This is a genomic window from Trichocoleus sp. FACHB-90 (assembly GCF_014695505.1).
Classification (GTDB): Bacteria; Cyanobacteriota; Cyanobacteriia; order Cyanobacteriales; family FACHB-T130; genus Funiculus; species Funiculus sociatus.
Map to the genome: position 1 here is coordinate 85932 of NZ_JACJOK010000032.1, position 24752 is coordinate 110683.

The window sequence follows — 24752 nt, forward strand, 5'->3', positions numbered from 1 at the left end:
ATTTTTTATGTCATCTCAACACTCGCGATCGCAACTTAAATCTCGTCAACTCGGACAAACTTATTTAATTATTGCGCCACTGGTATTGTTAGCAGTGGCAATACTTGCGGCAGTGTTTTTCTCAGGCTCTATTCCTAGTGGCGATCGCTTAATGGTTTTTGCCAACGGAATAGGAATATTTATTCTCTGCCTTTGGCCTTTTGTGCGTCAGCCTCTTCCGACCCTTGACCTTTTCCAACCTCGATTACTTTACAGAGCGATTATCTTAGTTTACTACGGAATTCCCACACTTTTATTTGCTTTTGGTGGTTATTACGGTCAAAAAGATAGATTTGACATCATGTATGTGAGGAATCCAGAGATTGCTAACCACACAGCTACTTATCTATTTTTATTTACCTTAGTCACCCTGCTTGCCTTTGATTTGGGATTAAAAATTAGCGAAAAAACTTCCCCAAAAAAAGGTCTTCCTTTACCGATTTCTACTACCAATATAAATCGAGCATTAGCTTTATATCTAGGATTTACCATTCCTATCCGTCTCTTTCAGATAGCCACGGGAGCCTATATCAGTTTTAGTACGGTCGCATATGTAAAGCTCTCTGTTTGGGGAACATTGATTAATTACTTGGCAATTACCACAACTTTTGCGGCCCAGATGTACTGCTTAATTCTGGCTTGCTCGCCTCAACACCGTACTTTCTCCCGGCTGACTATAGCTGCCATAATGTTTGGCGAACAGTATTTATTTGCCTTAATTTCTGGCTCTAAGCTGGCATTACTTTCAGTTACAACCAACCTCTTGTTAGTTTTATGGGTGAGCAGAGCGATATCCTTCTTACAAATCTTTTTATTTACTATGGCAACAGCTCTAGTTATTGCTCCACTAACACGCGCTATTCGTTCTTTAGATGCTTTTTATCTGCGTTCTTTGAGCTTATGGGATGCTTTGCCATTTGTTGTCGAAACTATTCCTGAATATCTGTCAAAGAATTATTTAACTTTAGGAGAATATCTTACAAGCTCTGTAGGTTTTTTATCTAGCCGAACAGATGGATTTCGCACCGCCGCCCGTTCACTTGATATTATTATTAATCAATTAGAACCTGCAAAAGGAGCCACGATAATAGCTGCTTTGTATAGTTTAGTACCTTCGTTTATTTTGCCAGAAAAAGGCGAAATAACTAGAAAAGTAGTGTTTTTTGCATCAATATTTTTTAATAGAACTTTAGAGTCTAGAACTGGGATTGCTATTAGCCAAGCTGCTGAATGGTATTATAATTTTGAATATATTGGTGGATTAATCGCCTGTGGAATTTTTGCCTTAGCAGTAGGAGTGTTGCTGGGAATAATCTATGAATCTCCCCAGAAAAGAATCGGGACGAATTTATTCTTCTATGGGTGGGCGATTTATCTTCCCATTGCTATTCAATTTCTTTTCGTAGATTTACCTTTATCTAACAGTTTAGCCAACGGGATTCGGTATACAATTATAGGCACTTCGTTTTACTTTCTACTTTCCCTTGGGCAGAAAAAAACACAGTGAAAGTTCTCCACGTTATACCTTCAATTGCTCCAGTGCATGGTGGAGCAAGTCGGGCAATCTTAGAAATGGCAAAAGCCTTACAAGAGCAAGGTGTAAAGGCTGAGATTGTTACGACTAACGACAATGGCTCCGATTTGCTGGATGTCCCATTGCAGAAGTGTATAGAATACGAGCAAGTTCCTGTTTGGTTTTTTCCTCGCTTTTCGCCACCCATTGCTTCAGTGCGAGGCTTTGTTTTTTCCAGTCAGCTAACAACTTGGTTGTGGCGACATATAGCTGAGTACGATATTATACACGTCTATGGAATGTTTTCTTATGTGTCTACGTTGGCGATGGCGATCGCGCGCATCAAACATATTCCTTATATTATCCGACCGCAGGGACAACTCGGTGAATGGGCTTTGCAACAAAGGACGTTCAAAAAACAAATTTATATAACATTAATTCAACGTGCTAATTTAAACTGTAGTCGAGCTGTTCACTTCACATCTGAACAAGAGCAACAAGAAACCTCTAAACTAAATCTTAAGTCAGCCAATTTTGTTTTACGAAATGGCTTATTTACACCTCCTCCAATACCGGAAGCTGGTTATAAATTGCGGCAACTGCTGAAGGTTCCGGAAGATGAACCAGTAATCTTATTTTTATCTCGCTTGCATCCGAAAAAAGGTTTAGATTATCTAATTCCTGCATTGGGAAAAGTGGCAAATCGTCGCTTTACTTTTGTCGTAGCGGGGAGTGGTTCTGCTGAGTACGAAGATACAATTGATACCCTCTTAGTTTCGGCGGGAATTCGCGATCGCACTTATCTCGCTGGATTTGTTTCTGGTGAAATGAAAGACTTGTTGCTGCAAGGCGCGGATTTATTTGCCCTGACTTCCTACTCGGAAAACTTTGGCATTGCGGTTTTAGAAGCAATGGCGGCGGGGAAGCCCGTTCTCGCCACCTCTGGCGTTGCTCTCGCTTCTGTAGTAAAACAGTATCAACTTGGTTATGTAGCAGAACTGGATGTCGAAGCGATCGCGCAGTTTGTGCAAGATTTTCTCAATTGCCCTCAACAAGCTAAAGAAATGGGCGATCGCGCTCGTAAATTGATTGCCGAGCAGTATACTTGGGAGCGTATCGCTACGAAAATGGTTGAAATTTATACTGACATTCTTCTACCTAAATAATAGCTAAATTTATGAAAATAAATCCCTTTAATCCAATTCACTTAAAAAAAATATCAAAAATTATCAATTATAAAATTGATGAATTTATCGGTCATTTCTATGATTTAGAAAAAACTCTGTCACAACTTGACACCCGTCCTCCGTCATTAAACTTTGAACTCACAAATATTTGTAATGCTAAATGCGTTTTTTGTGGGTATCAGTACCAAGAAAGAGCTAAATCAATTATGTCAGAGCAAGTCTTTAATAAAGCACTTGCCGATTATATCGAGCTAGGAGGTGGTGATATTTTCCTCACACCTATTGTGGGAGATTCCCTACTAGATCCCAACTTCCTCAACCGAGTATATACATTTAGAAAAGAACCGAAAATCAGGGATATTCGCCTAATTACCAACGGAATTTTACTAGATAGATTTGGCATAGAAGAAGTAGTGCGAAGCGGCATCAATGGAATTTTTATTAGTACCGCTGGCTTTCAAGAGGAAATGTATCAACGGGTATATCGTAATAATAGTTATCAGCGAATGCGAGACAACGTTCTAGCTTTGCTGGAGACTCGTGAAAGACTAGGGATATCACTAGATATTACCATTGGACTCAGAAGCGATCGCCCTTTAGTAGAAGTGATGAAAGATCCCGACTTTCAACCCATCTTAAAGTATAAACCGGAAATTGACTTTACCTGGTCTTTCTACGATTTTGGCGGCAAAATCAAAGAATCCGACTTGCTCGGCACTATGAAAATGCGACAAGTTGCCGCCGACAAAAAGACACAACCGTGCAAAAATTTATATGACGGCCCTATAGTTTTGCCTGAAGGCGTGGTGATGGCTTGCTACTGTGCAGCGGCGATGGATGCTATTGAAGATTTAAGTATTGGTAACATTATGAATGAATCTTTGGGAGAAATTTGGACAGGATACCAACGCCAGAAGTTAATTGCCCAGTTTGAAAAAGGCGGCAATCTTAATCCCACCTGTTCTGCTTGCACAGCTTACCGAAATTTAGATTTTTACCGAAGTTCCAAAGGAAGACGATTTGGTTCTGAAAATGAAGCCAGAGTCAAAGGAGAAAAAATTGACTCTAGTTATCACGAACGTCTTCATTATTGATTACAGTTCTAGGGAGATTAGGGTTTTGAAAATACTTTATCTAAGTCCAATTCGTTCTTGGCTGCGTCATCTAGGTTTAACAAAGTTGCTCGTTTTGCCGCGAACTATCAAAAGCCAGTTGCGTAATGCTGAATATAAACGAAAACAGCCAGAAAAAGTAGAAGTTAAAGTAGGAAAATATACAGCAAATTTGCTAGTTGCTGATATCGTAGAATATTCTCGCGTCCTCTCATTTCAGGAGGATTATCGCATTATCGAAACCCTGTTAAACCGAGTTACGAGTGGCGATTCTTACTGGGATATTGGCGCTAATATCGGTTTGTACAGCGTACTTTTAGCAAAAGCGGTGGGTGAAAGTGGGAGAGTTTTTGCCTTTGAACCAGAGGAGAGAGCTGGCAATAGATTGCAGCAAAATGTAGCTGCTAATAATCTATCAAATGTGCGAATTTTTCCGATAGCATTAGGACGCGATCGCGCTCGTCTAAAATTAAGCGTTTCTCAGCACGCCAGTGCCGGTACCCATAGTCTTGTAATCCCTCAAAATGAGGTTAGCGCAATTACAACCGTAGATGTAGATGTAATTCCTGGCGACGAACTTCGCAAACAAGAACAAATTGATGTACCCACAGCTATTAAAATAGATGTGGAGGGTGCAGAAGAGGAAGTTTTAGCGGGATTAAATGAAACTTTACGGCATCCAGATTGTAAAACTGTAGTTTGTGAAATCCATTTTTCTGTGCTGGAATCACGGGGAATGCCTGAAGCTCCCGCTAGAATAGAACGTTATCTTCAAGAATGTGGGTTCACTCGCACATTTTGGTTAGATTATTCTCATCTGGTTGCTTACAAATGAATTAAATTCTCTCCACTTTCTCGTTTCCTGGCGTAAGCCCAGAGAAGGCCTGGAAAGATAATAAAGTTCTATTTTTTTCTGCTTTCATCTACCAATTCAGTAACCAGGGTAATGTTGCTTTCGTTAATTGTTCTCACGAAAAATGAACAGGCAAATCTACCACATTGTTTAGCTAGTTTAGAAAAGCTGGATGCAGAAGTTTTTGTGGTTGATTCGGGAAGTAGCGATCGCACACTGGAAATCGCTAAACAATCCGGTTGTCAAGTCTTCGAGCATCCTTTCGAGAATCATGCAGCTCAAATCAACTGGGCTTTACAGAATCTACCCATCAAAACTCCCTGGATTATGCGCCTTGATGCTGATGAGCGCTTAACACCAGAATTAGTTGAAGAATTAAAACATATCTTACCTTATACAGATGACAAAATAACCGGATATCAAGTGAAACGCCGCGTGTTTTTTATGGGGCGTTGGATACGTCATGGGGGTTATTATCCGACTTGGTTGCTGCGAATTTGGCGCACAGATTTTGGCGTTTGCGAACAGCGATGGATGGATGAACATATTGTTCTTAAACAGGGAAAAATTGCCAAATTTCAGCACGATATCATTGACGAGAACAAAAAAGGCTTGAGCTTCTGGATAGACAAGCACAACCGCTATGCAGATCGGGAAGTGAAAGATATGGTGAGCTTAGTAACAGAAAAAGAAGACGATTTGTTAAAAAGCAGTCAATATTCTCAAGCTATTGGGCGGCGCTGGATCAAGAAAAACCTCTACACGCGATCGCCACTTTTCTTGCGTGCCTTTCTCTACTTTCTAATGCGCTACATTATTGGCTTAGGCTTTCTAGATGGTTTGGAAGGTTTAATCTTTCATTTTTTACAAGGTTTTTGGTATCGCTTCCTAGTCGATGCCAAAATTTATGAGTTACAAAAAAAAGAAGTGTCCAGTGCCTAATTCTTGAGTATATTGATGAATATTTTTCATCACAAGCGCAAAAAATACCGTTTTTTGTGTTTAGCAATTTCTGCTTTTATCGTACTGCTAATTGGAATTATTCCGGTGCGAATAGCGATCGCTTTCTCTCAAACACCCATACCTCAAGCTATCTTCACCCTCGGCGGCGGGCCAAATCGAGAAAAATTCACTGCTCAATTTGCCCAAAACCATCCTACACTGGAAATTTGGGTGAGTTCCGGCACTCGTCCAGATATAGCTAGCAAGATTTTTCGAGAAGCCGGAATTTCCGATGAGCGGGTAAATCTCGACCGCCGTGCAGTTGATACTGTGACTAACTTTACCTCTTTAGTTGCTGACTTCAAAAGTCGAAATATTCAACACGTTTATCTGGTTACTTCCGATTTTCATATGCGTCGCGCCATTGCGATCGCTACCATCGTTTTTGGTAGTCAAGGTATTGCGTTCACCCCTGTCTCCATTCCCACCAAAAATCCCCCCGAAACTTGGTTGCACATCCTCCGGGATTTTGGTCGTGCTATTCTTTGGCTGTTTACAGGTCGCACTGGTGCTAGCGCGAGAACTTTGATTCATTTATTGGCAAGCGATCGCTCTCTAGTATAAACATTCCATCCAGGTAATTCGTCAACAATAATTTGCTGCGAAAATTCAGGTAAATACTTCAACGTATCTTTATCCTGTGCGGTTTTTGGAAAAGCTATTAACTTAATTTGAGCAGGAATATAACGCCGAAAATGTTCCTCGTTTACTTTAAATCCAGCTCGTTCTCTATCCAATAATCCAAACGCGAAATGATAAAGCTTGCCCTCTGCCATCAGAGTTGATAATGGGTTCCAGGGAAAATAACCTTCTCCTGGGTGTTTTTTTGAATAATTATATGCTACTTCTTGAGGATTATTTAATAAATTACTAAATTGATAATCAAGATTTTTAATATTGAAAGATTTAGTGAAAATAAATGCTACGCATAGTGCTGCAACTAATAATTTTGAAAATTGTTGCAACTTTTTAGTATCTGCATTTACAACCGACTTGAGTAACATCAAACTACTAGCAGCACAGAGAAAGTAAGTTATAAGGCTATAAGCATTAACATCTCCCCCCAACTTTGCTCTATTTAGCACCGAAAGCGGCATCATATATAAGCTGACAATCAGTAACATTGACCAGCGATTATCATTTAAGTAACGTTTAATATCACTAAAATTGTTTATTTGAAATAATTTTTGTTTGTAAGCTAAAAATAATATTACAGCTCCCGGTAATATCCACTCCTTTATTAGTCCAAACCCTGATCTTGATATAGCAACTATAATATTTTCTTTCCAAGGATATTTCTTAGGGATTGTAATTATATTAAATAATAAAGGCTCTGGTTGAAAAATAACCAAGAATATTGTTGCTAACAATGCCCCAAAAACACCTAGATAAATAACATAACGTTTGAAATTATGGCGACCATCAACAAGCAAAATATAAGTTGCCAAGGCAAATGGAAGCGGGACAACAGTCTGTTTTGTGCCAACTGCTAAAACTGCCAATAGAGAAGATAGCAGCAAACTTAGATTACTATTTTTGGGCTGGCGATAGTAGAGAACGGCACAAGCCGCAGCGCTAAGACCTAGTGCAGGCGCATCTGCATGGACTGTGAAAGCTGAGTAACTCAAGGATGGCAACGCGAAGGTAAAGAAACAAAAAATAATAAAACAGGAAAGCGAGTAAACTAAACTTTTAGGATTTTTAATATTTTCGCCCAGGTGTAGCCAAAGTATAGGCAAGAAGAAAAAACAACTACTAATAAATACTGCTGAAATAACTGCCCAAGTTGGAGAATTTGCTAGGGTAGCAGGTAAGTAGGCAAAGGCTGTTAAAGGATTATATACCGTACTTAGTACAGGGCCATTGTCGGCTTCATAATATAATTTGTATCCGTGAATTATTGCAAAGCTTGGGGTGAGACGGCTAGCATTCCAATCCCAAAAAGGCTGTGACAGTATGGAGTTGAGAATTAAGCCCCCAAGTATGGTGAATAATATTGGAGTAAAAGCCGCAACACATCTATCTAGCAATTTCCAATTGGATAATCGTTTGAAAATCCATAATCCAAAAGGTATGGAAATGACAATAAAGCTAGTAAGTATGAAAATTACTAAGTTCATATTTTAAAAGCCTACAGGTCTTGATAGTGGGCGAAGTACCGCCCCAATGCAGGTAGAGTGCGCCTATATCATACCGTTTCAGCAATAAATTGTAAAAAATGGAATTAGTTAGAGTTAAAAGTCCAAAACTTGTGTAGGTTGGGCCCTTGGAACCTCACCCAACCTACAGATGGAACGGGAAAATTAGTATATCCTGGTTCTCAGCCTAAAACTAGGAACGCTGTTTGGGAGGCAGAGCCTCCCCCATAGGATAGAAATTTCAAAGGGTATATGTTAGCGAAGCTAACAAAAAAACATTCCCAGTCAGAGACTGAAAACCAAAAATAAACACAATGAATTAGTATCAGCTATTGTTCACAGGCTGCTGTTTCCCAGGAACTTTAGTGTAGTAACGGTGATAGTAATCATAGGAGCTAGTGGTATACCCTTTAACTCCATTCGCCACCAAACCCAAGACAGGAGCATGAGAAGTTTTTAATCCATCTAAAACTTGCCTTAGCACCGCTCGGTCTGTGCGGCCCAATCCCACAACCAGGACAATACCATCTGTATGAGGAGATAAAAGTTTGGTGTCTGCAAGTCCTAAAAGTGGTGGTGTGTCGTAAATAACCAGGTCAAAAGCTTCTTCAAAACGCTGGATTAAATTCTGCATTTTTTTGGATGAAAGTAGCCTGGTGGGGTCTGGAGGAATTTGACCAGCAGTTAACACAAAGAGATTGTCTTCTAAGGGCGATCGCTGGATAATATCATCCACATTCATGTCTGTGGAAATGACATGGCTGAGTCCCCACACATTAGGCAAATCCGTCAATTTATGAACTTGCGGTAACCTGAGATCCGCATCCACCAGTAAAACTCGCTGACCCATAGCAGCTGCGGCTTGCGCCAGGTGGGTTGAAAGAGTTGATTTTCCTTCTGACGGAACCGAGGAACTAATAACAAGCGATCGCAGTGGCTTATCCGGACTGAGAAAATAAATATTCGCATGAAGAGAGCGAAACGCTTCCAAAAACGCAGAAGCATTGTAGTGTGCTTGTCCCTTCACGACTGACGACTGACTACTAACAACTGACTCCTGACTATTAGCGAGTTGTTTATTGAAAGGAATTAGTCCCAAAATCGGTAATCCAGTGCTATCTTTCAACTCATCGGGAGAGTGAAACACGTTGTCCAACTTTTCGATTAACAACGCCGCTCCCATTCCTGCTAGTAACCCCGCAACCGCACCTAGCAAAATACTGCGTGGCGCATTAGGTGAAATCGGCTCTTGAGGCTGTTTAGGTTCAGAAAGCTTTTGCCAAGGGAGATTTTTTCGCGCCGCCTCAATCTGTAGGGTTTCCCGGACACCGAGAAAGCGGTTCAAGCTTTCTGTTGCGACCTGTAGCTCTCGCTGTAAATCTGTGTAATAACGAGCAGTGACAGCTAGTTGTTTTAGCTGTTGACTCATCTGATTTTCGGCAAGAGCGATCGCTTGCTGACGCCTTTCCAACACTCGAATCTGATTAGCCGCCTCCACCATCTCCTTAGTTAGAGACAGGCGAATCGAATTTGGGGATGCACTCTCGGCATCTAAAACCACACCAGAAGAATTGCTTCCCAATACCCCTACCGCTTCTTGTCGTAACAAAGGCAGCAAATTTTCCCGTTGTTCTAGCAGTTTCTGAATGTTAGGGCTTTCTTGCGTGAACCGCGCTGACTCAGCAGCAATTTTACTTTCTACCTCAGAAAGTTGATTGAGTAACTGCTGATAGCGGGGTGCTTCCGAAAGCGCCGCCATCGCCAACGCCTGATTCGGTTCTAACCCTAATTGTTTTTGCAAAGTTGAGTAAAGCGATCGCGTTTCGCCGAGTCTGCTTTGGGTTTCCTGTCGCTGCTGCACAATGCCGCTAACGCGATTAGTTAGCAGTTGTCCCTGAGTTTCCGGATCGATGAGGTTGTATTTTTGGCGAAACTCCTGGAGTTTTTCCTGAAGTTTGTCTACTCGCTCATATTGTTTTTCTAACTGCTTTTCAACAAATTTAATGCCTTGTTGCAGGCTATTTTGCTGCTGAGAGAGACTGTAGTCAACATAGCCATCAGCAACTTTTTCTAGAATAAATTGAATTTTTTGAGGGTCTGAATCCTGGTAGCTAACTTCTAAGATTTTGGTTTCAGACAGCCGATTAATCGCCAGTTTTTGCACCAGCGTACTGTAATCAATCTCTGGATATCGCTCTTTGATTTTCTCAACGATTGGAGAAATTACTTGGGGACTCCATAAAACCTGAATTTGAGTAGCGTAATCTATGCTGGGAGTTTGAATGCTGGCATTTTTACCTAGACTTTGGTTGAATTCATCAAACTTATCTTCACCAGTGACAGAGCCTACTAACAGCTGAAACCTGCCTTCGTACTTGGGAGCGCGGCTTAACACCCAAGATACAGCTCCAGAAGTTACAGCGATCGCTACCCCCGTAATCACGATCGCCCGACGCCTGACAACAGCCAATAGCTGACGAAGATCCAGTTTATCTTCGTCAGCCTCGTTAAACCCAGTAGAACGGGGAAGGCCGCCGCCGTAGGGCGGTTTTATGGCGCTCCTGTGGTTCCCTGTACTTTGTGGCAGCAACGGCTGAAAATCTCCATCGGAACCCATAGCTTAAAAATGCCGAGTAAAGAATTCAGGAGTCAGGAGTGCCTAATGTCAGCCCAATTCCCCAATTGTGGCTCCCTTGTGGCTCCTGAATTCTAGATACAGGACTGTGCTAGCCTATCAGGATAAAATCCATGACTAGATTGCTGCGATTATATTTTAGGGATCAGCTGTAAAAAAGTGACGAAGTTACTCCCTTAGATGGGCGACACTGCTCACCCAGGAAGTCTCTAATCAGTCTTTACCAGATTCTTCTGGATGTGATCCGGATAATTATAGGCAAATCTGTAGTTTTTTTAGTCCCTACACGGTTGGTAAATTTCAAAAATTAGAAAATTCCTTGTTATGAGTGGGTTCACCTGTTTGTCCAGCTACCGAATTTATCGCTAAACTCTACACGGTAGTAACATAAATTACACATTATCCCTATGAAGTCAGCGAGGCTGCATGAGCAACGGGAAGATTCCAAAACAGCATATTAGTAGGGGCGGTTTACCAGAAACCCGGTCTTTGAAGCCAGAAGCGCTAATTCCTTCTAACCTGCCCGTAAGACTGTCTATCATTACCCAATATTATCCGCCAGACTACGCAGCGACAGGGCAGCTGATTGAAGAGTTAGCAGTTAACTTGGGTTCCTTAGGTTTGCCAGTGCAAATCTTTACCGGACAGCCGGGGTACGCCTTCCGAAAGCAAACGGCACCACCAATTGAGCGATCGGAGCGACTTTTAGTTAAGCGATCGCGCACTGCTCAGATATGGCCCCAGCGAATTCGCGGCAAAGCCGTCAATGGACTCTTATTCTGCCTGCGATCCGGACTCCACCTGATAAAAACTGGCAGTCGCGGCGATATTTTGCTCCTCACCACAGCCCCCCCTTTCTTGCCAATTCTCGGCTATTTAGCTAACTTATGCTTTGGTTTACCCTACGTTTGTCTCCTCTACGACCTATATCCCGATGTTGCTGTCGAACTCAATGTCGTTCCTGCCCAAAACCTATTAGTTCGATTTTGGAATTTTCTCAACTGTTGTGTTTGGAAAAATGCTAAAAGAATTATCGTCCTCAGCCCTTCAATGAAAGAGCGAGTAGTCGCCAAATGCCCAGAAGTTACTAATAAGATTTCCGTAATTCATAACTGGGCAGATCCAGGCTGGATTGTACCCATTGCCAAGCAAGATAATTGGTTCGCCCAAGAATTTAATCTAGTTGACACTTTCACCGTCCTCTACTCCGGTAACATGGGGCGCTGTCACGACATGGAGACAATTTTAGAAGCAGCCAGCCTGCTGGAAAATGAACCCATTCAGTTTGTTTTCATTGGCAACGGTGCCAAGCGCCAAACTTGCATCAATAAAATCAGCACTCTCGGCTTAAGCAATTGTCGCTTCTTGCCATACCAAAGCAAGCAGAATTTACCCTACTCCCTCACAGCTTGCGACTTATCCTTAGTTAGCATTAGCCCAGGCATGGAAGGATTAGTAGTACCCAGTAAGTTCTACGCTGCTTTAGCAGCTGGGCGTCCCATTGCTGTAATTAGCGAACAACACTCCTATCTCCGCCAGTTGATGACTGAAGCTAATTGTGGTGCTGCCTTCAACAATGGGGATGCTAGTGGTCTAGCTAAATTTATTCGTTGTTTAGCAACTTCCCCGCAATTGCAGACTCGGATGGGACAGGCTGGGCGTCAATATCTGGAGTCAAACTTTACCCCTGAGATTATTGCCCAGCAATACTCAAAAATCTTGCAAGAGGCAGTCAAGGAACCAATGGAACCACTTAGTTCACCTAGTTTTAAATGGCTGCGCCGAGACAATTCATCTCACTTTGTCAAGAAGAAGTCAGGAGGCGTTGTAAAAGTTTCTAAGCATCACCAGGATTAAGGCGAGCCAATACCCAAGTAGTGTAAGTCCCTATTGGACTCCAGAGTAAATAGGGAATTAACAACACAGATGCAACAGCCGAGATTGGTAATACAGTCAGTGCCAAAATCAAACTTAATATGAAACCAATTCCGCCTACGATGGTGCCGACTTTGAGACTGCGGAGCCTCAACATCAGCGGGTTGTAGGCAACTGTAACTAATTCTAGTAACACATAGAAGCCCATCAGCCACCAATTTTTGGTGCGTTCCCAGACAACATAAGCTGACCAAGCACCACAAATAAAAACTACTATCCAAATCAAAGGAATAGCCGCTTCAAAAGTTAACCATCTCGGTCTTTGCAGGCGTTTGAACCACTTAACATCATTTGGCGTAATTAAGTTGCTCAAGCCAGCCACTAAAAAAGTTACGCCTCCAATCACCATCCAAGATTTAATCATGCCCTTACCTTTCGCAACACCAAACCTGCTAGCCATCTGTAGCGATTTTGTCAAGTTGAGGGGCTAATTGTAATCACTCGCTAGTCAGAATCTAAGCTTGCTGATGACTGTTGTCGCAGCTACTCAAGCCCAATCTGCTGTTTTTGCAAGGTTAGGGAGCATAGTTCCAACGCTACGGCTCTAGTGCATCCGCGCCGCTATCCTAAAGCGCTAGAACTACTTTTGACACAAGCCTTTGGGTGCTACAGTCAAAGTAGCTACAAAAAACACTATGACCGTCCAACTAGACCGGATTGAAATTCGCTTAGAACGACTGGTAACAGTCATTGAGCAACAAGCTCAGACAGCTGAACGTCAAGCTCAGACAGCTGAACGTCAACAGCAGACCATTCAGCAGTTTGTCAATGTTTTGGCTGAACAAGCCAGAGCAATTACAGAACTTAGCCAAACTGCTAGGGAAGCTGTCTTGGCTTCACAGCGTGCGGCTCAAGCTGCTGAGGCGGCGGCGATTGTGGCTCAAAATAATCAAAATGCTATTCGTGATTTGATTGAAGAACTCGGACGAGGACGGGATTAGTGCGATCGCACTTAACTTATGTTGTGGTTGGGGAATGCGATCGCTCTTGCTGGTGTTGTGGTGGAGAATGCGATGGCGCTTAACTTATGTTGTGGTGAGTTGGGAGGGCGATCGCCTATGCCATAGATGAAACTTTTTGGTATAATTTATTTTATCCTATTTATCTGCATTTGAAAAATTCACTTATGAGCATTAATATCTATGCTTTTTACAATAATAAAGGTGGTGTTGGTAAAACTACGCTTTGTTCTAATGCGGCAACGCTTTATGCCGAGAAGCACCCAAACACACAAGTGTTAGTTATTGATATGTGCCCTCAAGCAAATATATCTCAATTTTTGCTTGGTGGAGGAAAACTGGGATATGAAACAAATCAAAAATTACAATCTTTAAAAACTCGAAGAAATATCGTCGGATTCATAGATTGGCTTCTAAAGGGGAACTCAAATTTCAGAACACCTAATACTTCTTATAAAGTTTCAATTGCTCCTTTTAATCCTAATATTTCAACTAATTTATATTTGATAGCGGGAGACTCTTTTTTAGAGTCTTTTTCATTAGCATTAAACTACGCTGTCATAAATCCCGCCAATACAAAAGCATGGTTGGAATATATGACGGCAATCAAAAGATTGTGTGAGTATGAATTTAATAAAGAGAAATATAAAGACATGGTTGTTTTTATAGATTGCAACCCTAGTTTTTCTATATATACACAAATGGCTTTAGTATCTTCAGATAAAGTCGTAATTCCAATGATGGCGGATTTTAGTTCACTTGAAGGGATAAAAGCTCTTTTCATGTTGCTTTTTGGTAAATATCCTTCAGCTGCTTTAAAGAGGTACGCTGATGATGTCATTACTTTTAATAAACAAGTAGATTCATTTAATCTCAAATTGCCAGTTATTTATGAGTTTGTTTTTAATAACTATACCATTAAAGATGGAGTTGCGACAGCATTTGATTCCATAAGAACAGAGCTAATTGATTTCTGCTATGAGCAATTTGAACTATTTCCTTCATTATTTGCACGTTGTGATAATAAGCCCACTTCTCTTACTGAATGGGAAAACTATTATGTTTCAGACATAAAAGATTTTCACACATCTGGTAAAGTATCGTCGTCTCTAGGAATACCTATGTCTAGGCTTCCGAACCAGTCTAAATATACAATGCCAGATGGAAGTGATGTTAAACTCCCTATTACTAATTACACAAAAGCGTTACAAGAGATAGAGTTATTTGTAGGAAAACTCTACTAAATTTAACAAAGGGATTCTAGCGATTACTAAATCTAGATCAGTCAGTAGAGTGAGTATTTCCTACCCTACCTATTAATTAACTTGGCAAATAATATATAGCACGTTAAGCTACTTACTTAACAAATATGCTAGATAAAATTCCCAAGATTTTACCAATATTACTAATATAGTATTCAATTAAATCAATCTCGATTACTTGCCCAACAAGCTTTAGGAATTTCCAATTAGTTCCAGTGGTGACAGTTCCATAAATTGTTTGAATGTTATTTCCCTCACGTTCATTAAACAATTTAGCTGCAACCATTTCTGCTACGCATTGACCTAATCCCGCATTAATATTTTCTTTTTTAGCTTCTACAATTGTCACCACTGGCGCAGTCAGGATTAATAGTTCTGGCGAACGACTAATAATAAAATCGCAACTTCCGTTTAATCCCTTTTGTGCATCGACTGTAAAATCGATGCCGGAAAATAAACTAATTTGAGCATTCAAATGTTTCCTCACCGAAATTAAAATCGGTGCGATAATCATTTCTGAACGAGATTTTTCCGTATTACTTGCAAGGGCTAAAGGTACATTTTCTCGAAGTGTTTCTGCTAAAAATGGGGGGCATTCTAACTCTGGGACAGAGGAGAATATATCAATTTTGTCGGAAATGCTTAAGTCAAAGGTTTTCTTCACCCTGTCTAAAGTAAAGTCACTGTATGCCATTTGAATGACTCGTTTCCATGATTACTATTTTATCTCTCACCCAAGAGCGAAATGATTTTAACAGCGCAATTTCTCCAATGGTTTTACTCTGCTCAATGAATTCGCTAATTTTAGTTACCGATACTATGGGAAAGGCAATACTGAATTCGCACTCACTATATTTCCCTTCTGTTAGCTGATAGAATTTTAAATCTCGTCCGTCATATCTCCAGAGTTCAGTGACACCCAGCGCTGAGTAAATCTCAAACTTGTTAACAGAACTGCTGGTAATATCGATTTCAATTGCTAAATCTGGCGGCGGATCGGTTTCTAAATCGAGTTTTTGCTTACCTCTGACTGCTAGTTCGTTTTGGATATAGTAACAATTATCTGGTTCTATACCTCGATTTGCTATTTTTCTCTTTAAAGTAGTAGAACCAGCACTTTTTATTTCAATGTCTAGTTCTAAAGCTAAGAAGATGATTAAATTACCAAAATTACTTTTGGGGTTTTCATGTTCAAAAAGCGGGGTCATAAGTTCTAGAGTGCTTCCGTCATAAGCAAACCGCCAGCCTCTATCTTCACCTGTTTCTCTCAGCAAGGCTTCTAAAGTTTCCCAGCTAATGTTGGGTAGCACGGTTCTTTGTTCTGCTGGAGTTGAGGTGATAATCATACTTTGAAATACTCCATTTTCTAGCATTACACTTGAAGGGGCGGTTGAAACCGCAGCTACACAGACAAAACCTGCCTACGCAGGTTTCAAAACTTTGAGTTTTTGTAAGTCCGCGCAGGCGGACTTAGTTTGTGTAGCCGCGAATTACATTCGCCAGGGCTTAAGTTGACTTAGCCGAAGATACTGCCAAAAAATTCGACAGCTTCTTTCAAAGATGCGATGAAAAGATCAATCTCTTCGCGGGTGTTGTAGAAATACAAACTCGCCCGTGCAGTAGATTGCACTTTTAAGTAACGGTGTAAGGGTTGGGTGCAGTGGTGTCCGGCGCGGATGGCGATGCCAGCTTGATCTAAGATGGTGGATAAGTCGTGAGGGTGGACATCTCCAGCCGTGAACGCAGCGAGTGCGGCTCTACCTTCTCCGGTGCTGGTGGGTTGTGGCCCATAAGTTTTAATTTCTGGAATTTGCTGCAACTGTTGGAAGAGATAAGCTGTTAATTCGGCTTCATAGGTATGGATATTGTGCATACCAATACCGCTAAGATAATCTACAGCAGCACCGAGCGCGATCGCTTCCCCAATTGATGGCGTTCCGGCTTCAAACTTATGCGGTAAATCTGCATAAGTAGCATGGTCGAGGAACACATCGGCAATCATCTCGCCACCCCCTAAGAAGGGAGGCATGGAACGCAGTAAGTTTAGTTTGCCATAGAGGAAGCCAATCCCAGTCGGGGCGCACATCTTGTGACCGGAGGCGACTAGCCAATCGCAATCCATCGCTTGCACGTCAAGAACCATATGTGGTGCGCTTTGGCAAGCGTCAATTAAGACTTTGGCACCGTATTGGTGAGCAATTTCAATAATTTCTTCCACTGGATTTATACATCCCAAAGTGTTAGAAACGTGAACTGTGCTAACCAGTTTGGTTTTGTCGGAAATCAGAGATTTGAATTGTTCTAAATCAAAAATTCCGTCTGGTGTTAGTTCTACAAACTTCAGCACCGCGCCTGTTCTTTGCGCCACGAACTGCCAAGGAATTAGATTGCTATGGTGTTCCATTACAGAGAGGATGATTTCATCCTCTCGCTGCAAATTGTTCATTCCCCAACTGTAAGCGATTAAGTTAATCGCTTCGCTGGCGTTCCGAGTGTAAACAATTTCTTGGCGCGAAGCAGCATTTACAAAAGCAGCAACTTTGTCTCTAGCACCTTCGTAGGCATCTGTGGCTTTGGCGCTGAGGGTGTGAACGCCCCGGTGTACGTTTGAATTGTACTGCTCATAGTAATCCCGAATGGCGTTTAGCACCGCCAGAGGTTTTTGGGATGTGGCGGCGTTGTCTAGATAAACTAGGGGTTTGCCATTGACTTCTTGGTGCAGAATTGGGAAATCTGCACGGACTTTATCGGCTAGTGTTCTGTCTTTGGTGAGAGTCATTGGTAATTGGTAGTTGGTAATTTATGATTGGTAATTGGTAACTGGTAAAAGTTATTTCTTCAAAATTCCATTACCCATTACCTCTTACCTATTCCACACTATTCGACTGTTCTACAAGCAACACATTGAGAGAGGCTTGTTTGCAAAGAAGCGATGGGAATCTGGTTGATTATTTCAATAGCAAAAGCGTCAACTAACAAGTTGTTAGCACTCGCTTTGTCTAAACCGCGACTTTGCAGGTAAAAAACTTCCTCATCATCCAACTGACTTACTGTTGCACCGTGAGTACATTTCACGTTATCGGCAATGATTTCCAGTTGGGGTTTAGTATCGACTCTCGCTTTTGGTGACAACAGCAAGTTACGATTTAATTGTCCAGCATCCGTCAATTGTGCTGCTTTGGCAACAAAGACTTTCCCGTTAAATACGGAATGAGCTTTATCAGCCACAATACACTTTTGTAATTGACGAGTTATGCTGTGAGGATGGTTGAGAATAATCGCGCTGTGAGTATCGCCAATCTGTTCCCCAGAAATCATAGTTAAACCATTGAGGGTAGTTTCAGTTTGTTCGCCCAACTGATAAATTTCTAAGTTGTGGCGGGATATTTTGCCACCCAAACTCACTGAATTGCAAGTGTAGCGGCTGTTGCGGGATTGCGCGATCGCACTCTTGCCAATATGAAACGCTGCGCCACTATCTCGTTGAATCCGGTTGTGGCGAACTTCAGCATTGTCTTCTACCCAAATTTCTGTAACCGTATTGATTAAGTACGGATGAGTTTTATCCGCACACCAGTCGCCTACGGGCAGATAATCTTCTATCAGAGTTACTTGAGAGTTTGGTTCCGCGACTACTAAACAGCGTGGCTGAGAGAGGGTAGGGTGATCGCTAAAAGTAGATAGAAACAGCAAATGAATCGGTGTTTCAACTACCACATTCTTCGCTACCCACACTACAGCAGCATCTGTTAATCCTGCCGTATTCAGGGCAGTAAATACCTCATCAAACCCCTTTTGTTGGGCGAAATAATTATCGATGCGAGTGCGATAAGTGATTGGCAGTTGGGCTAAATTCCCGGCAAATATCCCATCTGGCAAATTGGCAACAGATGACAGCGCAGGTGCATAAACACCATTAACGAAAACTAGACGGCTTTCGGCTGCTTCTGCTAAAGTTAACCCTTCAATTGCTGACTGGGGTACATCCGCAGATTTCGCAGCTTGGAAAGACAACTTTAATAGAGGCGAAATGTCTGTGACACGCCACTCTTCATCGCGGGTGGTGGGAAACTTGAGATGAGGTAGCCAGGAAGCAGCGCGATCGCGTAGTTCTTGCAACCAGCCAACCATCTCTGGATCGAGTACCTGTAGTTCTTGACTGCGAGACAAGTTTAACAACTCAACCAGCTTGGCATCTCGATTAGTCGCAGCAGACTTTAACCCAACTTCTTCTGGATTGGGAATAGAAGTTACTTGAATTGTCATTTTGCACCCACCTCAGCTGCTTCTTCTTCCCTTACCCACTCATAACCGCGAGATTCCAATTCCAACGCCAATTCTTTACCACCACTGGTAATAATTCGTCCGGCTTCCATGACGTGAACGAAATCTGGCACGATGTAATTCAGTAGCCGCTGATAGTGAGTAATCACCAGCATCGCATTCTCTGCATTTGCCAGCTGATTCACACCATCCGCCACAATCTTCAGCGCGTCAATATCTAGCCCTGAATCCGTTTCATCCAAAATTGCTAACTTCGGTTCTAGCAGTGCCATTTGCAGAATCTCGTTCCGCTTCTTCTCGCCACCTGAAAACCCTTCATTCACGCTGCGGCTAAGGAAAGCAGGATTCATCTTTACCACATCCAGCTTTTCATGCACCAATTCATCAAAATCAAAAGCATCCAATTCCTCTAATCCCTCAGCCTTGCGACGGGAATTATAGGCAACTCTGAGAAAATCTACATTACTAACACCAGGAATTTCCAAAGGATATTGAAACGCCAAAAATATCCCAGCCCTAGCACGTTCTTCTGCTTCCATTTCCAGAAGATTTTGCCCCCGGAAAATTACCTCGCCGCCAGTCACTTCATACGCCGGATGTCCAGCCAAAACCTTAGAAAAGGTGCTTTTGCCAGAACCATTTGGCCCCATAATGGCATGGATTTCTCCCGCCTTTACTTCCAGATTCAAACCCTTAAGAATCGGAGTTTCATCAACATTTGCCGTGAGATCCCGAACTGATAGGATCACCTCACTATTTTCAATAATCATGTTTCCTCTCTTCTTCCTCTATGCCCTTAGCGTCTTCGCGGTTTTTTATTCTATTTCAGCCTAAGGGTAGGCAATGCCCGCCTTACCTTTTTGAGTAAAAAAATCAACCGTAGATAAACACAGATAAACACGGATAATTTATCGGCGTTTATCTGTGTTTATCTGTAGTTTCATTTATCCCACACTACCTTCTAACTTCATGCTCAACAACCTATCAGCTTCTACAGCAAATTCCATCGGTAGCTGATTAAACACATCCTTACAGAAGCCGCTAATCATCATCGAAATAGCATCTTCTGCGGAAATGCCCCGCTGCGAGAAAAAGAATAGCTGTTCTTCCCCAATTTTCGAGGTAGAAGCTTCATGCTCCACTTTTCCGGTGTTATTTTGCACCTGAATATAGGGGAAAGTATTCGCTTGGGCATTATCGCCAATCAGCATCGAGTCGCACTGAGAATAATTTCTCGCACCCTTTGCCTTGGGGCCAATTTTCACCAAACCGCGATAGCTATTTGCGGACTTACCCGCCGAAATTCCCTTGGAAATAATCGTGCTGCGAGTATTTTTGCCGATATGCACCATCTTGGTTCCGGTGTCGGCTTGCTGCATATGATTCGTCAGCGCAACGGAGTAAAATTCACCCACGGAATTATCGCCAACTAACACACAGCTTGGGTATTTCCAGGTAATCGCGGAACCCGTTTCTACCTGTGTCCAAGAAATCTTAGAATTGACTCCCTGACACAGCCCGCGCTTGGTGACAAAGTTGTAAATACCACCTTTGCCGTTTTCGTCTCCGGGGTACCAGTTCTGTACCGTGGAGTATTTAATTTCAGCGTTGTCGAGGGCAACCAGTTCCACCACAGCCGCGTGCAGCTGGTTGGTGTCAAACATCGGTGCTGTGCAGCCTTCCAGATATGACACAGAGCTGCCTTCTTCGGCAATAATCAGCGTGCGCTCAAACTGCCCCGTATCTCCGCTGTTGATGCGGAAGTAGGTGGAGAGTTCCATCGGGCATTTGGTGCCTTTGGGGATGTAGACGAAGGAACCATCGCTGAATACGGCTGAGTTGAGGGCGGCGAAGTAATTATCGGCTACTGGCACAACGCTGCCGAGGTACTTCTGCACCAGTTCTGGGTGTTCCCGCAAAGCTTCGGAGATGGAACAGAAGATCACGCCGTCTTTGGCTAGCTTCTCTTTAAATGTTGTGGCAACTGAAACGCTATCAAAGATGGCATCTACGGCAACGTTAGACAACCGCTTTTGCTCTGAAAGCGAAATCCCTAGCTTCTCGTAGGCTTCTAACAAAGTTGGATCGACTTCATCGAGGCTACCTAGCTTTTTGGGCTTTTGCTTCGGCGCGGAGTAGTAGATGATGTCCTGGTAGTCAATAGCCGGATACTTGACATGAGGCCAAGTTGGCTCTGTCATTTTCAGCCATTGCCGATAGGCTTTGAGGCGAAACTCTAGCATGAACTCCGGTTCTTCTTTCTTGGCGGAGATCAGGCGAACAACGTCCTCACTAAGTCCGCGAGGAATGCTATCTGTTTCAATGTCTGTGACAAAGCCGTATTTATAGGGCTGATTGACTAAGGTTTTAACGCTAGCAGTCATTGATTAAGTGTTCTCTCGTGTTGTGGACAAACTCTGGTGGCTGGCAGGCGGGGGGCATGGGCGTCCAGAGTAGATCGCCCAGTCAAACTGCATTTACAATAGTAAAACAACATCTGTGTTGCTTTATTTCTATTTTAGGGTACTTTAGCAACTAGGATGTTGTCAAAGTCCTAAGGAGATTTTCTGACAATGACGATGGCGATCGCTAAGCAGCCTTCCACTAAGCAGGACATCTTGCAACATTTGCTCAAAACAGGTCAAGCCTCAGCGCAGGAGTTAGCGGATGCTTTGGAAATCAGCCCACAGGCGATCCGCCGCCATCTCAAGGATTTGGAGACGGAAGGGTTGATTATACATCAACAGGTGCAAGTGGGGATGGGACGACCACAGCACGTTTATGAGCTGAGTCAAGAGGGACGCGATCGCTTTCCCAGTCGTTACGGAGAGTTTGCGGTTGATTTTCTAGACACCTTGACAGAAACGCTCGGTTATGAGCAAGCAAGTACCGTGTTGCGAAAGCACTGGGAACGCAAGGCGATGGAATATCGAGTCAGACTGGGTAAGGGAAATTTGCGCGATCGCGTTGCCAAATTGGTCGAACTCCGCAAAGCTGAAGGTTATATGGCAGAGTGGTATCCCGTACCGGAAAGCGATTGTCAATTTATCCTGACAGAACATAACTGCGCGATTTCCCACGTCGCCTCATCTTTCCCCAGCGTTTGCGGTCACGAATTAGAAATGTTTGCCGCTGCCCTGCAAAATTGTAAAGTAGAACGAACGCACTGGATTGTTAATGGAGAACATCGGTGCGGTTATTTAATTAAGGAACAGTAACTAATAATACTTATGACTCAATCACAGCAACCATCAGAACAATTTTTGACATATGAAGAAGCGGTTAAAGTAGACGCAGCACTGCTTCAAACCCATGAAAAGTTTTTGACAAGATTAACAATTTCATCCTTAAGAGTGTTGAAGCACATCGCCGAGGAGTACGGCGTTGCTATTGAAGATTTAACACCTGAGCAAATTATCACTTGGTTTGAGAAGGATGCAAAAATTAGGCAAGAACAGGGAAGTGATGCCGCATTTTTGAAGTGGTGAATAGTTGTCAAGTTAATTTATTCTTGAGTAAATATTATTTTTGGTGTACAAATGTCATGAAAAAAGAGTAATACAAGTGCAATTTAAAGTTTTTGAAAAAATTTATCACAGTCCATTTGTGCAGTGAGCTAGTGTTTAGTTGAAGCACTCTTTGAAAAGGCTTAAAACTTAAATAAGAGGCAGAGTGGAAAATAATGATCTCTTTACGTGCTGTTCAATTGTTGCTTCGCCATTTTGATTCTATTGATGAGACAATTTCAAGAAAATTAATGCGAAAGCGACCTTGGTCAGAAGAAGCTTTAACAAGTCTATTTTGCGATCTCCTTGATAAGGATACTCAAGAGGAAGAAAAAATTGATTATCCATTGTCATCTCTTATGTCTGATTTGTTACAAATAGATGAACCTCTTTACTTATCTACAACTATAGAAACGCATCAATATTCAAAGTCAGTTGAACACCGCGTTACTCAATCAGATATTGGTTTAATTATTACCTATGAGAATCAATTTGTTCCTAATCTTTCGTTCTCTCGCTCGTGGCTTTTACAGGCTAAAAGGTTATTTCCACACGGACGGGATAAAAAATATGATGAGAAGTCTCTCTTTTCCTCTCGCAATTCAGCACAGCATGAACGTATGAAAACACTGAATGATTGGGCGAAATGTGAATTTATTCGCTATTTGCTCTATTGTCCGCGACCTTTGACTCTTGATAAGCAAGTACGAGAATTGTTATCCTATCAACGAACATTAGCATTAGCCAAAGATATTTTTGATTATGCCCTTGGATTGCAACTACGAGATGATTTGATATCAGAAAAACCTACTGTAGCGGCTGGCGTATTCGTTTCTCTACTTGATAAGTCTCCATCTAATCTCAAGGATGTTCATCGTAAACTTTTTCAGGGTTCAACACCATTTTCTTGGTTCATACTACAGCACTTTTTTCCTAATCAACATGGGAAGGAACATTGGGATTTGGGTTCACATGATGCTAATCAAAATAATGAAAAAATTAATAAGCTAGTCAGAGGCAACCAGAGTGTTTTACAAGAGGAAGGACTTTCGGATATACTAGAAGTTAATGAGAATTTTACACTTTTTCCTGCACACACAATAACTATTCATTTAGTATGTGGCCTTGATAGACCAAGAAATAGCTAAGCAGTTTATTAGTGATTGCATAAAGAAGCGTTAGAACTAACATAATCTATAGAGAAAATCTAATTGTATTGGGACGAGCGATCTCAACTCACCTCGGTGAAGACTAGCCTAGAATGTGACTACTGCGCGATCGCAACCAAAAAGGTGGAATATAAAGCAAGTAGCAGTGAGTCAATAAATCGGATACTGGCTCAAACTGGCATGACTGAGGACGAATTAGCTGATCTTTTTGATACAAGTAAGCCGTTTCCCTATGATTCTGATAGTTGACGCTAAACTCTTTGAGGCTAGATAAGGGTGCGCGTAAAAACATCATTATCCCAAAGGTGGTTGTATCCTTAACTCAGATAATCGGAGAAAACTACCTTGAGTCTAAAGCTTTATTTCCTCCGCCACGGACAGACAGACCGCAGCCGAGATAATGTTTTCTGCGGTTCCATAGATCCAGATTTGACACCAGATGGTGTAGAGATGGCAAAAGCTTTTGCTGCTGCTTATTGTTCCCTACCCTGGAGTGCTATTTTTTGTAGTCCGATGCGGCGTACCGTAGCAACTGCAAAACCGCTGTGTGAAGCTGTGGGGATGCAGATGCAATTGCGGGACGGTTTGAAAGAGATTAACTATGGCAAGTGGGAAGGAAAAACTGTAGCAACAGTTGACCGCGAGTATCACGATGATTATATTCGCTGGACTGCCGATCCGGCTTGGTATCCACCGACTGAAGGAGAATTAGCGGTAGCGATCGCTCACCGTTCGTTACAAGTGATTGAAGAAATCAAGCAGCAATTTAGCAACGGCAATGTTTTGATTGTTGCACACAAAGCTACTATCCGGATTATGCTATGTAGCTTGCTAGGAATTGATGTGGGACGCTTTCGCTTTCGCTTGGGATGTCCGGTGGGTTCGGTCAGTATAGTAGAGTTTGGCGCTCATGGGCCATTACTTCATGCTTTAAGCGATCGCATTCATTTAGATGAACGTTTGCGTACCTTACCCGGTACATGATTTGTTTGTAAATTACCTAGCAATGTTCGTAATCGCGGCTATACAAACAAAGTTTGTCTATGTGCTTACGCGCACGCTACGCCTACGCAGATTTTAGCATTAAAACCTGCGTAGGCAGGTTTCGTCTGTGTAGCCGCGTTCATTCGCCAAGGCTTAAATAAGCGTTTGTAGCAT

At 42.2% G+C, this 24752-nt stretch carries 23 protein-coding genes; 13 read left to right on the forward strand and 10 right to left on the reverse strand.

Annotation, left to right across the window (positions count from 1 at the left end; translation table 11 throughout):
• The first annotated feature begins 85 nt into the window (after positions 1–85).
• The 6 genes from H6F74_RS09970 (at position 86) to H6F74_RS09995 (ending at position 6270) form a co-directional block, all read left to right on the forward strand.
• The gene (locus tag H6F74_RS09970) at positions 86–1546 is read left to right on the forward strand and encodes a hypothetical protein (RefSeq protein WP_190439944.1); all 1461 of its coding nucleotides are present in this window, start codon (positions 86–88) and stop codon (positions 1544–1546) included.
• Positions 1543–2718, forward strand: coding sequence for a glycosyltransferase (locus H6F74_RS30955; protein WP_190439947.1), 1176 nt, complete (start codon positions 1543–1545; stop codon positions 2716–2718). Before H6F74_RS09970 ends, H6F74_RS30955 begins: the two co-directional genes overlap by 4 nt.
• An 11-nt stretch (positions 2719–2729) precedes the next feature.
• Complete coding sequence (locus H6F74_RS09980) at positions 2730–3833, forward strand: radical SAM protein (RefSeq protein ID WP_190439962.1); 1104 nt, start codon at positions 2730–2732, stop codon at positions 3831–3833.
• Positions 3799–4686, forward strand: coding sequence for an FkbM family methyltransferase (locus H6F74_RS09985; protein ID WP_190439965.1), 888 nt, complete (start codon positions 3799–3801; stop codon positions 4684–4686). The genes H6F74_RS09980 and H6F74_RS09985 overlap by 35 nt, the downstream gene beginning before the upstream one ends.
• 111 nt (positions 4687–4797) lie before the next feature.
• Positions 4798–5646 (forward strand): glycosyltransferase family 2 protein, encoded by an 849-nt coding sequence (locus tag H6F74_RS09990; RefSeq protein WP_190439968.1) that lies wholly within the window; start codon positions 4798–4800, stop codon positions 5644–5646.
• A gap of 15 nt (positions 5647–5661) precedes the next feature.
• Entirely contained in the window at positions 5662–6270 is a 609-nt protein-coding gene (locus H6F74_RS09995; RefSeq protein WP_190439972.1) for a YdcF family protein, read from the forward strand.
• On the opposite strand, the gene H6F74_RS10000 is transcribed toward H6F74_RS09995, so the two are convergent.
• Together H6F74_RS10000 and H6F74_RS10005 are read right to left on the reverse strand one after the other, a co-directional pair.
• On the reverse strand, positions 6237–7826 hold the full coding sequence (locus H6F74_RS10000) for a hypothetical protein (RefSeq protein ID WP_190439975.1): 1590 nt from the start codon (positions 7824–7826) through the stop codon (positions 6237–6239). The two genes, H6F74_RS09995 and H6F74_RS10000, sit on opposite strands and share 34 nt — an antisense overlap.
• A gap of 343 nt (positions 7827–8169) precedes the next feature.
• Entirely contained in the window at positions 8170–10461 is a 2292-nt protein-coding gene (locus tag H6F74_RS10005; protein WP_190439988.1) for a polysaccharide biosynthesis tyrosine autokinase, read from the reverse strand.
• A gap of 444 nt (positions 10462–10905) precedes the next feature.
• On the opposite strand from H6F74_RS10005, the gene H6F74_RS10010 reads away from it, so the two are divergent.
• Positions 10906–12336 carry a glycosyltransferase family 4 protein gene (locus tag H6F74_RS10010; protein ID WP_190439991.1) on the forward strand — a complete coding sequence of 477 codons (1431 nt, stop codon included), beginning with the start codon at positions 10906–10908 and terminating at the stop codon, positions 12334–12336.
• Here H6F74_RS10010 and H6F74_RS10015 read toward each other — a convergent pair.
• Positions 12317–12778 (reverse strand): TspO/MBR family protein, encoded by a 462-nt coding sequence (locus tag H6F74_RS10015; protein WP_190439993.1) that lies wholly within the window; start codon positions 12776–12778, stop codon positions 12317–12319. The two genes, H6F74_RS10010 and H6F74_RS10015, sit on opposite strands and share 20 nt — an antisense overlap.
• Before the next feature lie 271 nt (positions 12779–13049).
• Between H6F74_RS10015 and H6F74_RS10020 the strand changes: the two genes are divergently transcribed.
• Both H6F74_RS10020 and H6F74_RS10025 read left to right on the forward strand, forming a co-directional pair.
• Entirely contained in the window at positions 13050–13355 is a 306-nt protein-coding gene (locus H6F74_RS10020) for a hypothetical protein (protein WP_190419353.1), read from the forward strand.
• A gap of 185 nt (positions 13356–13540) precedes the next feature.
• Positions 13541–14617, forward strand: coding sequence for a ParA family protein (locus tag H6F74_RS10025; protein WP_190439995.1), 1077 nt, complete (start codon positions 13541–13543; stop codon positions 14615–14617).
• 112 nt (positions 14618–14729) lie between these two features.
• On the opposite strand, the gene H6F74_RS10030 is transcribed toward H6F74_RS10025, so the two are convergent.
• The 6 genes from H6F74_RS10030 to sufB all read right to left on the reverse strand — a co-directional run bounded on the left by H6F74_RS10030 (position 14730) and on the right by sufB (position 21303).
• Positions 14730–15329 (reverse strand): hypothetical protein, encoded by a 600-nt coding sequence (locus tag H6F74_RS10030; protein WP_190439998.1) that lies wholly within the window; start codon positions 15327–15329, stop codon positions 14730–14732.
• A complete protein-coding gene (locus tag H6F74_RS10035) occupies positions 15316–15981 on the reverse strand; it encodes a Uma2 family endonuclease (RefSeq protein WP_190439999.1) in 666 nt (221 codons plus the stop codon). The genes H6F74_RS10030 and H6F74_RS10035 overlap by 14 nt, the downstream gene beginning before the upstream one ends.
• A 170-nt stretch (positions 15982–16151) precedes the next feature.
• Positions 16152–17414 carry a SufS family cysteine desulfurase gene (locus H6F74_RS10040; protein WP_190440002.1) on the reverse strand — a complete coding sequence of 421 codons (1263 nt, stop codon included), beginning with the start codon at positions 17412–17414 and terminating at the stop codon, positions 16152–16154.
• A gap of 98 nt (positions 17415–17512) precedes the next feature.
• Positions 17513–18901 carry a Fe-S cluster assembly protein SufD gene (gene sufD / locus H6F74_RS10045; protein ID WP_190440005.1) on the reverse strand — a complete coding sequence of 463 codons (1389 nt, stop codon included), beginning with the start codon at positions 18899–18901 and terminating at the stop codon, positions 17513–17515.
• A complete protein-coding gene (sufC, locus tag H6F74_RS10050; RefSeq protein WP_190412100.1) occupies positions 18898–19689 on the reverse strand; it encodes a Fe-S cluster assembly ATPase SufC in 792 nt (263 codons plus the stop codon). Before sufC ends, sufD begins: the two co-directional genes overlap by 4 nt.
• A 174-nt stretch (positions 19690–19863) precedes the next feature.
• Positions 19864–21303: a Fe-S cluster assembly protein SufB gene (sufB, locus tag H6F74_RS10055; protein WP_190412101.1), complete on the reverse strand. Its 1440-nt coding sequence runs from the start codon at positions 21301–21303 to the stop codon at positions 19864–19866.
• 195 nt (positions 21304–21498) lie between these two features.
• On the opposite strand from sufB, the gene sufR reads away from it, so the two are divergent.
• The 3 genes from sufR to H6F74_RS10070 all read left to right on the forward strand — a co-directional run bounded on the left by sufR (position 21499) and on the right by H6F74_RS10070 (position 23573).
• Positions 21499–22137, forward strand: coding sequence for an iron-sulfur cluster biosynthesis transcriptional regulator SufR (gene sufR / locus H6F74_RS10060; RefSeq protein WP_190440048.1), 639 nt, complete (start codon positions 21499–21501; stop codon positions 22135–22137).
• 12 nt (positions 22138–22149) lie between these two features.
• Complete coding sequence (locus H6F74_RS10065) at positions 22150–22407, forward strand: hypothetical protein (RefSeq protein WP_190440008.1); 258 nt, start codon at positions 22150–22152, stop codon at positions 22405–22407.
• Between the two features lie 194 nt (positions 22408–22601).
• On the forward strand, positions 22602–23573 hold the full coding sequence (locus tag H6F74_RS10070; RefSeq protein WP_190440010.1) for a hypothetical protein: 972 nt from the start codon (positions 22602–22604) through the stop codon (positions 23571–23573).
• Positions 23574–23676: 103 nt separating this feature from the next.
• On the opposite strand, the gene H6F74_RS10075 is transcribed toward H6F74_RS10070, so the two are convergent.
• A complete protein-coding gene (locus tag H6F74_RS10075; protein WP_190440012.1) occupies positions 23677–23889 on the reverse strand; it encodes a hypothetical protein in 213 nt (70 codons plus the stop codon).
• A gap of 50 nt (positions 23890–23939) precedes the next feature.
• Here H6F74_RS10075 and H6F74_RS10080 point away from each other — a divergent pair, with 50 nt between their 5' ends.
• Positions 23940–24578 carry a histidine phosphatase family protein gene (locus H6F74_RS10080; RefSeq protein ID WP_190440014.1) on the forward strand — a complete coding sequence of 213 codons (639 nt, stop codon included), beginning with the start codon at positions 23940–23942 and terminating at the stop codon, positions 24576–24578.
• Positions 24579–24752 lie beyond the last annotated feature (174 nt).

What these genes read in the sequence shown, in the direction of transcription:
- sufC (WP_190412100.1), bottom strand. Translation starts at nt 19,689, where the DNA reads ATGATTATTGAAAATAGTGAGGTGATCCTATCAGTTCGGGATCTCACG.
- H6F74_RS09980 (WP_190439962.1), top strand. Translation starts at nt 2,730, where the DNA reads ATGAAAATAAATCCCTTTAATCCAATTCACTTAAAAAAAATATCAAAA.
- H6F74_RS09995 (WP_190439972.1), top strand. Translation starts at nt 5,662, where the DNA reads ATGAATATTTTTCATCACAAGCGCAAAAAATACCGTTTTTTGTGTTTA.
- H6F74_RS09990 (WP_190439968.1), top strand. Translation starts at nt 4,798, where the DNA reads ATGTTGCTTTCGTTAATTGTTCTCACGAAAAATGAACAGGCAAATCTA.
- H6F74_RS10030 (WP_190439998.1), bottom strand. Translation starts at nt 15,329, where the DNA reads ATGGCATACAGTGACTTTACTTTAGACAGGGTGAAGAAAACCTTTGAC.
- H6F74_RS10015 (WP_190439993.1), bottom strand. Translation starts at nt 12,778, where the DNA reads ATGATTAAATCTTGGATGGTGATTGGAGGCGTAACTTTTTTAGTGGCT.
- H6F74_RS10005 (WP_190439988.1), bottom strand. Translation starts at nt 10,461, where the DNA reads ATGGGTTCCGATGGAGATTTTCAGCCGTTGCTGCCACAAAGTACAGGG.
- H6F74_RS10000 (WP_190439975.1), bottom strand. Translation starts at nt 7,826, where the DNA reads ATGAACTTAGTAATTTTCATACTTACTAGCTTTATTGTCATTTCCATA.
- H6F74_RS10010 (WP_190439991.1), top strand. Translation starts at nt 10,906, where the DNA reads ATGAGCAACGGGAAGATTCCAAAACAGCATATTAGTAGGGGCGGTTTA.
- H6F74_RS10040 (WP_190440002.1), bottom strand. Translation starts at nt 17,414, where the DNA reads ATGACTCTCACCAAAGACAGAACACTAGCCGATAAAGTCCGTGCAGAT.
- sufR (WP_190440048.1), top strand. Translation starts at nt 21,499, where the DNA reads ATGGCGATCGCTAAGCAGCCTTCCACTAAGCAGGACATCTTGCAACAT.
- H6F74_RS10070 (WP_190440010.1), top strand. Translation starts at nt 22,602, where the DNA reads ATGATCTCTTTACGTGCTGTTCAATTGTTGCTTCGCCATTTTGATTCT.
- sufB (WP_190412101.1), bottom strand. Translation starts at nt 21,303, where the DNA reads ATGACTGCTAGCGTTAAAACCTTAGTCAATCAGCCCTATAAATACGGC.
- H6F74_RS10035 (WP_190439999.1), bottom strand. Translation starts at nt 15,981, where the DNA reads ATGATTATCACCTCAACTCCAGCAGAACAAAGAACCGTGCTACCCAAC.
- H6F74_RS10025 (WP_190439995.1), top strand. Translation starts at nt 13,541, where the DNA reads ATGAGCATTAATATCTATGCTTTTTACAATAATAAAGGTGGTGTTGGT.
- H6F74_RS10065 (WP_190440008.1), top strand. Translation starts at nt 22,150, where the DNA reads ATGACTCAATCACAGCAACCATCAGAACAATTTTTGACATATGAAGAA.
- H6F74_RS10020 (WP_190419353.1), top strand. Translation starts at nt 13,050, where the DNA reads ATGACCGTCCAACTAGACCGGATTGAAATTCGCTTAGAACGACTGGTA.
- H6F74_RS10075 (WP_190440012.1), bottom strand. Translation starts at nt 23,889, where the DNA reads ATGATGTTTTTACGCGCACCCTTATCTAGCCTCAAAGAGTTTAGCGTC.
- sufD (WP_190440005.1), bottom strand. Translation starts at nt 18,901, where the DNA reads ATGACAATTCAAGTAACTTCTATTCCCAATCCAGAAGAAGTTGGGTTA.